General features: G+C 65.6%; 9 protein-coding genes. 7 read left to right on the top strand and 2 right to left on the bottom strand.

The features are described from left to right. Together AKL29_RS18495 and AKL29_RS18490 are read left to right on the top strand one after the other, a co-directional pair. Positions 1-746: MFS transporter (locus tag AKL29_RS18495; protein ID WP_244482152.1), on the top strand; the 746-nt coding region annotated here is incomplete at its 5' end. Between the two features lie 264 nt (positions 747-1,010). Then, entirely contained in the window at positions 1,011-2,624 is a 1,614-nt protein-coding gene (locus tag AKL29_RS18490) for a L,D-transpeptidase (RefSeq protein WP_050385118.1), read from the top strand. A gap of 109 nt (positions 2,625-2,733) precedes the next feature. Here AKL29_RS18490 and AKL29_RS18485 read toward each other — a convergent pair whose 3' ends face one another. Together AKL29_RS18485 and glgA are read right to left on the bottom strand one after the other, a co-directional pair. Continuing rightward, entirely contained in the window at positions 2,734-3,792 is a 1,059-nt protein-coding gene (locus AKL29_RS18485) for a class I SAM-dependent methyltransferase (protein WP_050385117.1), read from the bottom strand. A 180-nt stretch (positions 3,793-3,972) separates the two neighbouring features. Then, positions 3,973-5,400, bottom strand: a complete 1,428-nt coding sequence (gene glgA / locus AKL29_RS18480; RefSeq protein WP_050385167.1) for a glycogen synthase GlgA — start codon at positions 5,398-5,400, stop codon at positions 3,973-3,975. A gap of 153 nt (positions 5,401-5,553) precedes the next feature. On the opposite strand from glgA, the gene AKL29_RS18475 reads away from it, so the two are divergent. From AKL29_RS18475 to AKL29_RS18455, 5 genes are all read left to right on the top strand, one after another. Next, positions 5,554-6,786, top strand: coding sequence for a CaiB/BaiF CoA transferase family protein (locus AKL29_RS18475; protein ID WP_050385116.1), 1,233 nt, complete (start codon positions 5,554-5,556; stop codon positions 6,784-6,786). A 118-nt stretch (positions 6,787-6,904) separates the two neighbouring features. Then, entirely contained in the window at positions 6,905-8,446 is a 1,542-nt protein-coding gene (locus tag AKL29_RS18470) for an ABC transporter substrate-binding protein (RefSeq protein WP_050385115.1), read from the top strand. Positions 8,447-8,452: 6 nt separating this feature from the next. Continuing rightward, a complete protein-coding gene (locus tag AKL29_RS18465) occupies positions 8,453-9,403 on the top strand; it encodes an ABC transporter permease (RefSeq protein WP_028334331.1) in 951 nt (316 codons plus the stop codon). After that, positions 9,390-10,262: an ABC transporter permease gene (locus tag AKL29_RS18460; RefSeq protein WP_028334330.1), complete on the top strand. Its 873-nt coding sequence runs from the start codon at positions 9,390-9,392 to the stop codon at positions 10,260-10,262. Before AKL29_RS18465 ends, AKL29_RS18460 begins: the two co-directional genes overlap by 14 nt. Continuing rightward, a partial coding sequence (locus AKL29_RS18455) for an ABC transporter ATP-binding protein (RefSeq protein ID WP_244482158.1) occupies positions 10,259-11,079 on the top strand: 821 nt, incomplete at its 3' end. The genes AKL29_RS18460 and AKL29_RS18455, both read left to right, overlap by 4 nt.

Genomic DNA, 11,079 nt, shown 5'->3' with positions numbered 1-11,079 from the left:
GCGCCTGCGGCTATCTGCTGTCGAGCCGCTCGGTGTTCCTCGTCACCTTCATCCTGGCGATCCCGACGCTGTTGTCGCTGGCCCGGATCCGCGAGCGCGAGATCGACATCGCCCAGGCCCATGGCGAGGTGAAACGGGAAGTCCCCGACAAGCGCGCCACCAGCGTGTTCGCGCTGGTGCGGCAGCGGCCGCTGCTGATCTTCGCCGGCGCGATGATGCTGTTCCAGCTTGCCAATGCCGCGATGCTGCCCTTGATGGCGGGCGTGGTGACGACCCGGTCGAGCCAATGGGCGCCGGTCCTGATCGCGGCCTGCATCATTGTGCCGCAGGCCATCGTCGCTTTGTCCTCGCCCTCGGTCGGCCGCATAGCCCAGATCCGGGGCCGGCGGCCGCTGCTCCTGATCGCATTCGTCGCGCTGGCGGTCCGCGGCCTTTTGTTTGCAACCGTGCGTGATCCCTATCTGCTGGTCATCGTGCAGATTTTCGACGGCATCACCGCGGCGATCTTCAGCGTAATGGTGCCGCTGATCGTGGCCGACATCGCCTTCGGCAGCGGCCATTTCAACCTGGCGCAGGGCATTGTCGGCACCGCGGTCGGCATTGGCGCGTCGCTCAGCACGGTGCTGGCCGGCTATGTCAGCGACAAGCTCGGCAGCAGCACGGCCTTCATGGGGCTAGCCGGGATCGCCGCGTTCGGGCTGTTCGTGATCTGGCTGGTGATGCCGGAGACGCGGCGGACGGCATGATGGCAGGGCGCAACCGCGGCACCATTGGCCGCCGCCGACCAGACCCGGGATGCGGCTACGGGCCCGTTTTGCTGCGCGGCACCCTTCCTCCTGCATGTGCCGTCATATATGAGTGAATACATAAGTGATTTGCTGCTGGAACGAGTCCGATGGTCCCCAGGAGCGAGTTCGCGCGTTGGACCGTGGCGGCGATTAATCAATCCAAAATCGCGGTCTGGTACGGGATTGACGGAGCGCGGGCAGGCATTTCGACCGAGGAGCGGCATGGTACATCGAACGACGACGGCGCAAACCACCGGAGCGATGCGGCGTTGGGGCCAACCCGCCTTTGTGACTTTCGCAGCGATGGTCACACTTGCGTCACTGACCGGTGGCGTCGCGGCGAAAGAGCAGCGTACCGCGGCGGCCGTCGAGGCGACCGCGCCGCGCACCGCGGGCGAGCCGATCATGGCGATCGTGTCGATCAAGGCCCAGAAGGTGACGTTCTACGACGCCGAGGGCTGGATCTACCGCGCGCCGGTGTCGAGCGGCGTCAAGGGACGCGAGACGCCGGCCGGCGTCTTTGCGCTGGTCGAAAAGGATAAGGACCATCACTCGACCATGTACGACGATGCCTGGATGCCGAACATGCAGCGCATCACCTGGAACGGCATCGCGCTGCATGGCGGGCCGCTGCCGGGATATGCGGCTTCGCACGGCTGCGTGCGGATGCCCTATGATTTTGCCGAGAAGCTGTTCGACAAGACCCGGATCGGGATGCGGGTGATCATCGCGCCGAACGACGCGGCCCCGGTCGATTTCACCCATCCGGCGCTGTTCGTGCCGAACGCGCAAGCCATCGCGGCCGCGCCGGCGCGCGCCGATAAGCTCAGCCGCGAAGCCGCGGATGCCGCCAAGGCGGCCGACGAGGCGAAGAAGGCCTCGGTGGCCGCGACCAAGGAAGCCGCACTGTTCACGCCGGCGTCGCTGCGCAAATTGCAACAGATCAAGACCCGTGCCGACGCTGCGGTTGCGTTGGCCGACAAGACGCTCGCCGCGGCCAAGACCGACCAGGCCAAGGCGCGCGCCGAGGATCTTAAGCAGAAGGCGGTGGCCAAGGCCGCGGAAGCGACCACGCAGTTCGAGGCCGCCCAGGGCGACGCCAAGCCGAAGCTCGACGCCGCAGCCGCCGCCAAGGACGCCGCCAAGGCGGCCGAGACCAAGAAAGCGGATAGCCAGAAGGCGGCGACCGAGGCGAAGCTCGCGCTGGAGCCGGTGTCCGTCTACATCAGCCGCGCGACCCAGAAGCTTTACGTCCGGCGCAACACCCACAAGCCGTGGGCTGACGGCGGCGAGGTGTTCGACTCGAGCATCGAGGTTCCCGTCACCATTCGCGATCCGGACAAACCGATCGGGACGCACATCTACACGGCGATGGCGCGCAACGACGCGGGCGGCCTGCGCTGGACCGAGGTGTCGATCGACGACGGCGACAACGCCAGGAATGCGCTCGACCGTGTCACCATCCCGCAGGATGTGCTGGATCGCATCGCGCCGACTGCCGTTGCGCGCTCTTCGATCATCATCTCGGATGAGCCATTGAGCGCCGAGACCAACTATCGCACCGAGTTCGTCGCCGTGCTGAGCAACCAGCCCCAGGGCGGTTTCATCACGCGCAAGCCGACCCGGCCCATGATGAACGACGACATGGTGGCGAGCGGGGACGACGGCTTCGGCTTCTTCAGTCAGCGCAGCTGGAATCCCCAGTCGGGCACCCAATACGGCACCCCGTATGGCAGTCCCCAATACAGCAATCCCCAGATTTACGGTAATCCGCAAGCCGCCAATCCGCGCCGGCGCGGCGGCCAGTACTTCTGGCAATCGCAACAGGACTGGTAGCAGAGCGGCGAGGACGTAGGCCGCAATGAGCGGCCGCGGGGCCACATCAGCATTGCAGCGTTGGGCGGCGTGGTGCCGCCGCCCAATCGCATTGCGCGGTTGCCACGTCTTACGGGCGGGCTTCCAAGATCAGGTTGAACGGCGTTTCCGCGGCGCGGCGGAACCGCGAGAAGCCGCCTTGGCGCGCCACCTCGCGCAGCCTTGCCTCTCCAGCCTGCGCGCCGAGCGCGAGCCCGACCTCCTGGTCCAGCGACGCCGGCGTGCAGATCATCGTCGAGGCGGCGTAGTAGACGCGCCCGATCGGATTGAGGTTGTCCTCCAGCCGGTCGTTGGCGAACGGCTCGATCAGCATGCAGGTGCCGTCGTCGGCGAGGGTGGAGCGGGTGTGCTTGAGGGCGCCGACCGGATCGCCCATGTCGTGCAGGCAGTCGAAGAAGCACACCAGGTCATAGCCCTTGGCCGGGAATGTCTTGGCGGAGTGCGTTTCGAAATGAACGCGGTCCGACAGTCCCGCTTCCCGCGCGGACTTCCGCGCCGCCTCGATCGATCCGTCGTGATAGTCGAAGCCGTAGAAGGTTGATTTCGGAAACGCCTCCGCCATCAATCGCGTCGAGACGCCGTGCCCGCAGCCGACGTCGGCGACGACAGCGCCTTTCTTCAGCTTGTCGACGACGCCCTCGAGCGCCGGCAGCCATTCCTGCACCAGATAGTGCTTGTAGCTGGTACGGAAGAAGCGGGCGGTGCCGCAGAACAGGCACTCGCTGCGCCTGTTCCAGCCGACGCCCTTGCCGGTCTTGAAGGCGTCGGTAATCTTTGGCTCATCGAGAAAGGTCGCGCCGACCAGGCTTCCGACGGCGCCGAGGAAGACCGGGCTGTCCTCGTCGGCCAGCGCGAGCGCCTGCTCGGGCAGCATCGAGAATTTTCCGGATGCCTTGTCGTACTCGATGTAGCCGGAGGCCGCCTGCGCCGACAGCCACTCCTGGATGTAGCGCTCGGATGTTCCCGTCGCCTTGGCCAGGGCCGCGGCATTCATCGGCCCGCCCTGCGCGAGAGCCCTGTAGAGCCCGAGCTTGTCGCCCAGGAGCATCAGCGAGGCGTTCATCGCCGCGCCGACATCGCCGATCATCTTTCCCATGAATGAATTGAGGCGCTCTTCGTTGACGTCCATGATGTTCCTCCATCGCAATCGCGTTTGGCCAAAAGTCATCATTCGCAATTTCACGCATGCGTCGTCGTCCAGTCGTGGGGCGATGTGATCGCCTGAAAGGTTCGGTGCAATGACCCGATTGTTACTGGGCCGGTGGGATCCCACAGCCGCCGGGCTTCACAAGCCCGCGAGGCGGGCCGCCTACGCCATCACGCGCGGCATGACCAGCCGTTTGTACAGCGTACCGTAGCAGGCGGCCGACAGGTCCCAGCTGTAGGATTTGGCCATCGCGCTGGAGCGCATGGCGTTGAGCCGGTCCTTGGCGCGGTAGGCGTCGAAGGCGCGCCTGACGCCGCCAAGGAAGGATTCCGCCGACGGCTGCGCAAACAGGAAGCCGGTCTCGCCGTCGGCGATGGTTTCCGCAAGCCCGCCGGTCTGGTGGCCTATCGGCAGCGAGCCGAAGCGCTGCGCATACATCTGGCTGAGGCCGCAGGGCTCGAAGCGCGACGGCATCAGGGTGAAATCGCTGCCGGCGAAGATCCGGCGCGCCTGCCCATCGTTGAAGCCGATGATCACGCCGATCGCATCGGGCCGGCGGCGATGCGCGGCCACCAGCGCATCCTCGATGGCGGGCTCGCCGCTGCCGGTGACGACGATCTGTCCGCCGTCCCTGACGATCTCGTCGGCGGCGGACAGCACGAGGTCGACGCCCTTCTGATGCACGAGGCGTGCGACGAGGCCAAAGATCGGCCCGCGCGAGACCGCAAGGCCGAACTGGCGGCGGACATAGTCGGCGTTGGCCTGCTTGCCCTTCCAGTCGCCGGCGCCGAACGGCTGTGCGAGCTGCGCGCAGTGGCGCGGGTCCCAGCTTTCGTCAATGCCGTTCAGGATGCCGGTCAGCTGGTCGGCGTCGGAGCGCACACGGAGCAGGCCTTCCAGGCCGCAGCCGAGCTCCGCGGTCGTGATCTCCCTGGCATAGGTCGCGCTTACCGTGGTCAGATGCGAGGCGTAGACGAGGCCGCCCTTGAGGAAGGAGAGCTTGTCGTAAAACTCCAGCCCGTCGATGTGGAACGAGCTTTCCGGTGCGCCGATCCGCCGCAGCGAGTCCTTCGGAAACAGGCCCTGATAGGCGAGATTGTGGATGGTCAGGATCGACGGAATCCGCGCGTTGCGCCAGGCGAGGTAGGCCGGTGTGAGCGCGGCCTGCCAATCGTTGGCGTGTACGAGGTCCGCTGCCCAATTCTTGTCCAGCATCCCGGCTGCAAGTTCGGCAGCGGCGGAGGCAAAGCGGCCGAAGCGGATGTCGTTGTCGGGCCAGTCGCGGCCGGACTCATCGCCATAGGGATTGCCCGGCCTCTCGTAGAGTTGCGGGCACAGCAGCACGTAGACCGGAAGTCCGTCCCTGGTCGACGCGCGCCCGAGCGTGCAGGCCGGCATCTCCGCGAGCGCTCGGCATTGTCCAACGATTTCAATATGCGTGAACTGTTCGACCACATCCCGGTAGCCGGGAAGCATGATCCGGACGTCGCTCCAGGGGCGGAGCGCCCGCGGAAGGGCAGCGGAAACGGCGGCGAGCCCGCCCACGCGGACGAAATCGTCCATCTCCGTCGTGACGAATAAGACCTTCAACAAGCGCCCTCGTTCCAGCCCGTGACATGGCTATGCAAGATCGGGTCCAATCTGCCTTTGAGTAAAATGCAAGACGGCCCGCGCTCCCGGTCTGGACGAGACGCTTTCCTGCCAGGGCGGCTCACTTTAGGGTCACGCGACGCCGAACAACCAATGACGAAGGTGGAGGAAGCCTTGCCGACGACCATAGCCGCTGACGATGAGGGGAATTTGACACGGAGCTTCGACGGCCTTCGTGTGCTCGATTTTTCGACCACGATCGCTGGACCTCATTGCACGCGGATGCTCGCCGACATGGGCGCGGAGGTGATCAAGATCGAGCCCGCCGAGGGCGAGACGATGCGGACGCGGCCGCCGGTGCGCAACAATTGCTCGACGGCGTTCGGCCAGCTCAATATCGGCAAGAACAGCCTGGTGCTCGACCTGAAGTCGCCGGCCGGCGTCGAAGCCGTGCGCCGGCTGATCGCCACCGCCGACGTGCTGGTGGAGAATTTCCGTCCCGGCGTGATGCGGCGGCTGAAGCTCGATTACGCCTCTATCCGCGACATCAATCCGAAGCTGATCTTTTGCTCGATCTCCGGCTACGGCCAGACCGGCCCGTCGGCGGAATTGCCGGCCTATGCGCCGGTGATCCATGCCGCCTCGGGTTACGAGATGGCGCATCTCGCCTACCAGCCGGGCCGCAGCCGGCCGGACTATTGCGGTATCTACCACGCCGATGTGCTGACCGGCGTCTACGCCTTCGGTGCGATCTCGGCGGCGCTCTATCAGCGCGCCGCCAGCGGCAAGGGCCAGCACATCGACGTCTCGATGCTGGAATCGATGCTCAGCCTGACCCTGAACGAGTTGCAGTGGTCGCAATTCGAGGTGAAGCAAACCCAGCGCCCGATGTTCGGTCCGATCGAAACCACCGACGGCTACGTGATGGTGGCGATCGCCAGCGAGAAGACGTTCCAGAACCTGATGCAGGTGATCGGCCGTCCCGATTGGGTATCCGATCCGCGCTTCGCCAAATATTCCGATCGGCGGGAGAACTGGGCGGGCCTGATGGAGGGCGTTGAGGCGTGGTCGCGCTCGGTCAGCACGCAGGCCTGCCTTGCCGCGCTCAACGAGTATGGCGTGCCGTCATCGGCCTATCGCACTGTGCGCGAGGCGCTCGCCGATCCACAAATCGCCCATCGCGGCGCGCTGGCCGAGGTTGCGGACGGCGGCGGCAGCTTCAAGGTGCTCAATCTGCCGTTCCGCATGTCCGGCGCCACGGTCGGTGCGCGCAAGCGGATGTCGACGCTCGGCGAGCACACGCTGTCCTATCTGAAGGAGATCGGGCTCTCCGAGGATCAGATCGCGGGCTTCGCAGCGCAACCGGCAAAGACGGCGCGTCATTAAGCCTGCGGCTTTTTCATCCGTATTACGGTCTTGTCGCGCGCGGCGATTCCGGACAATCTGCCGCCCAACACACGACGATCCGGAACACCGGACGTCGCCCACCTGGGAGGGAGCATTGATGAAGCCGGTCGGGCGCGCGCACACGGTTGCGCGCATATTTCTTGTGGCGGGATTGGGTGCAGCGGCGTTCGCTGCACCGGCCCATGCGCAGAAGCAGGGCGGCACGCTCACCGTCGGCCAGGAACTGGACATTCCGGGCTTCGATCCGCTCAAGGTCGGCGTTTACGATACCTCGGCCAACACCGCGGCGGCCGCAATCTTCGACACGCTGATGACGCTCGACGCGAAGGGCGAGCCGGCACCGAAGCTCGCGCTGTCCTGGGAGCATGCCGAGGACTTCAAGACCTGGACCATCAAGCTGCGGCCGGGCGTCAAATTCCACGACGGCACGCCGTTCAATGCACAGGCCGTGAAGGAGAATTTCGACCGTCAGAAGGATCCGGCCAACAAGTGCCGGTGCGCGTTCTACATCACCAGCATCAAGAGCGTGGACGTCATCGATGACCTCACGGTGCGCTATAATTTCAGCGACCCGGCGGTGAACTTCCCGGCGACGCAATCCATTCAGAGCTCCAACAATGTTATGCAGTCGCCGACGGCCTGGAAGACCAAGGGCGACGACTACAATCGCAATCCCGTCGGCACCGGCCCCTACATCCTGAAATCCTGGACTGCCGGCGATCGCATGGTACTGGAGAAGAACCCGGACTATTGGGACAAGGGCAAGCCCTATCTCGACCGCATCATCCTGAAGCCGCTGCCGGACGCGCAGTCGCGTTTTGCCTCCCTGCAATCGGGCGAGGCCGACGTCGTCTGGGACGACGAATACGACGCCGACAACATCGTTAAGGCGCAGAAGGACAAGAGCCTGACGGTTCACTCCTATGCCGGCTCCGGCGCGCAGGTCTACGCGTTCAACACCAAGGCGGCGCCATTCGACGACGTCCGCGTGCGCCAGGCGCTGGTGATGGCGCTCGATCGCAAGAAGATTTCGCAGGCGATCACCAACGGCCTGGCGCGGCCGGCCACCAATCCCTATGGCGACGGCTCCTGGGTCAAGTGCACGGATGACGGCGCGCTGCCGGAGGACACTGCGAAGGCCAAGGCGCTGCTCAAGGACTACGGCAAGCCGGTTGATTTCAAGATGATCGTCTCGGCGACGCCGCGCGGCCGTACCATCGGCCAGGTGCTGCAGCAGCTCTGGAAGCGGGTCGGCGCCAACATGGAGATCGAGCAGGTCGACCAGGCCACGATCGTGCCGCGCGCCTTCATGCGCCAGTTCCAGCTCACGCCGTGGCGCATCGTCGATCTCGCCGATCCCGATCCGCAGATGTACGCCAATTTCCACACCGGCAGTCCGGTGGCGCTGGCGAACTTCTCCGACCCGGAACTCGACCGCCTGCTGGAGCATGCGCGAACCACCGCCGATACCGCCAAACGCACCGACGACTATTGCGCGATCAGCCGCCTGATCAACAAGGAGGCGCTCTGGTTCTGGACCTTCCAGAACACCTATTACGCCATCTCGAGCGCGAAGGTGAAGGGCGTGCCGAAGATGTTCAACGGGGTGCTCGACGTCTCCTACGCCTGGAAGGAATAGCCTTTCATGCTGTTCTTCGTCGCGCGCCGGCTCCTGTACCTGGTACCGGTGCTGATCGCGGTCTCGGTGCTGACCTTCGTGATCGCCTCGCTGTTGCCCGGTGATCTCGCCTATGTGATCTTGGGCGATCAGGCGACGCCCGAGAATGTCGCGGCGCTGCGTCACGACATGGGGCTCGATCAGCCGATCTGGCTGCGCTATCTCGGCTGGCTGTGGCATATCCTGCAGGGCGATTTCGGGCGATCCTTCCGCACCGGGCAGACCGTGTTGCAGGCCGTCAGCGAACGCATCCCGGTCTCGTTCGAGCTGATGATCCTGGCCGAGCTGATCGGGCTTGCGATCGGCGTGCCGCTCGCAATCGCCTGCGCGGCCAAGGCCGGCAGCGCGTTCGACCGCTTCATGACCGGCTCCGCCTTCGGCATGCTGTCGGTGCCGACCTTCCTGTCCGCGATCCTGCTGATCTATCTGTTTGCGGTCGAGCTGCGCCTGCTGCCGGCGACCGGCTACGTGCCGTTCACCGAGGACCCGGTCGCCAATCTGCGCTTCATGGTGTTGCCGGCGCTGACGCTCGGACTTGCGGAATGGCCGGGCATCATGCGCGTGCTGCGCTCCGACATGATCGCGGCGCTGCAGGAGGACTATATCGCGCTCGCCAAGGCGAAGGGCCTCAAGCCATCGCGCATCCTGTTCGTGCACGCGCTGAAGCCGTCGTCGCTGACGCTCGTCACCATCACCGGCATCAATATCGGCCGCCTGATCGGTGGCGCCGTCATCGTCGAGTCGATTTTCGCCTTGCCGGGGATCGGCCGCCTTCTGGTCGGCGCGATCTACACCCGCGATCTCATCATCCTGCAGGGCGTGGTGCTGCTGGTTGCCGCCGGCTTCGTGATCATGAACTTCATCGTCGACATGCTATACGCCCTTCTCGATCCGAGGATTCGCCATGGCCACGCTTGAGCTCAGCCTCGAGGAAGAGGCCGGTGCGACGCCGGCCCGGCGCCGCCGCGGGCTCGGCATGTTGTTCTGGATCGCGATCGGCTGGATGACGCTGGTGTTCGCGGTCGCGATCTTTGCCGACCTGCTGCCGCTTCCGAGCCCGACCGACATGGACATGCTGGAGCGGCGGGCGCCCACCTCCGCCGAGCATTGGCTCGGCACCGACGGTCTCGGCCGTGACGAGCTGTCGCGGCTGATCTATGGCGCGCGCATCTCGCTGATCGTCGGCCTCTGCGCACCGATGATCGGGGTTACCATCGGCGGCGCGCTCGGCATGCTCGCGGGCTATTTCCGCGGCCGTTTCGAATCCTTCGTGGTCGGCAGCATGGACGTGCTGCTGGCGTTCCCGCCGCTGATCCTGGCGCTTGCGGTCACCGCCTATCTCGGCCAGTCGATCTTCAATCTGACCTGCATCCTCGGCGTGCTCGGCATTCCCGCCTTCATGCGGGTGGCGCGGGCGGCGACCTTGTCGCTGGCGCGGCGCGAATTCGTCATCGCGGCGCAGGCGCTCGGCGCCACGCATGCGCGCATCCTGCTGCGCGAGCTGCTGCCCAACGTGATGCTGCCGCTGCTCGCCTTCTTTCTGCTCGGCGTCGCCGTCACTATCGTGGTCGAGGGCTCGCTGTCCTTCCTCGGCCTCGGCGTGCCGCCGCCGATCTCGAGCTGGGGCAGCATGATCGGGGAGGGCCGTGAAAGCCTCGAGGTGGCGCCGCAGCTCGCCTTCATTCCGGCGATCGCGATGTTCCTGACCGTGCTCTCGTTCAACCTGATCGGCGATACGATGCGTGCGCTGACCGATCCCAGGCAGGGCGCGCTATGAGCCGGACGCTGCTATCGGTCGAGAGTGCGGTGGTCGACCTGCCGACGCCGCGCGGCAATCTGCGGGCTGTCGATCATGTCGATCTCGCCGTCGGCACCGGCAGGACGCTCGGCATCGTCGGCGAGTCCGGGTGCGGCAAGACCATGCTGTCGCGCGCGATCCTGCAGCTGCTGCCCAAGAAGGCGAAACTGTCCGGCCGTGTGATGTTCGACGGGCAGGATCTGACGAAACTGCCGGCCGAGAAATTGCGCAAGCTGCGCGGCCGCTCGCTCGCGGTCGTGTTCCAGGACCCGATGACCTCGCTCAATCCGGTGCTGACCATCGGCACCCAGCTGATCGAGACCATTGTGGAACATCTCGAGCTCGATCTTGCCGAGGCCCGGCAGCGCAGCATCGAACTGTTGGCGGCGGTCGGCATTCCCGCGCCCGAGCAGCGCCTCGCGCAATATCCGCACCAGCTCTCCGGCGGCATGCGCCAGCGCGTCGCGATCGCGGTGGCGCTGTCCTGCGAGCCGCAGCTCCTGATCGCGGACGAGCCGACCACCGCGCTCGACGTCACGATCCAGGCGCAGATCCTCGATCTCTTGGCGCGCGAGCAGCAGCGCCGTCACATGGCGATGATCATCATCACGCATGACCTCGGCGTGGTCGCCGGCCGCACCGACGAGGTCGCGGTGATGTATGCCGGGCGCGTCGTCGAACGCGCGTCGACGCCTGCCTTGTTCAAGCAGATGCGGATGCCCTACACCGAGGCGCTGCTCGCCGCGCTGCCGAAGCTCGACGTCGCGCCGCATACGCCGCTGCCGGCGATTTCGGG

Source organism: Bradyrhizobium pachyrhizi (genome assembly GCF_001189245.1).
GTDB classification, from domain to species: Bacteria; Pseudomonadota; Alphaproteobacteria; order Rhizobiales; family Xanthobacteraceae; genus Bradyrhizobium; species Bradyrhizobium pachyrhizi.
Note: the sequence above shows the minus strand (reverse complement) of the source record. Positions and strands in the feature narration are given on the sequence as shown.

Coding starts and splice junctions, on each gene's coding strand:
- AKL29_RS18475 (WP_050385116.1), top strand. CDS start 5,554: ATGACGAAGGTGGAGGAAGCCTTGCCGACGACCATAGCCGCTGACGAT.
- AKL29_RS18485 (WP_050385117.1), bottom strand. CDS start 3,792: ATGGACGTCAACGAAGAGCGCCTCAATTCATTCATGGGAAAGATGATC.
- AKL29_RS18470 (WP_050385115.1), top strand. CDS start 6,905: ATGAAGCCGGTCGGGCGCGCGCACACGGTTGCGCGCATATTTCTTGTG.
- AKL29_RS18465 (WP_028334331.1), top strand. CDS start 8,453: ATGCTGTTCTTCGTCGCGCGCCGGCTCCTGTACCTGGTACCGGTGCTG.
- AKL29_RS18490 (WP_050385118.1), top strand. CDS start 1,011: ATGGTACATCGAACGACGACGGCGCAAACCACCGGAGCGATGCGGCGT.
- AKL29_RS18460 (WP_028334330.1), top strand. CDS start 9,390: ATGGCCACGCTTGAGCTCAGCCTCGAGGAAGAGGCCGGTGCGACGCCG.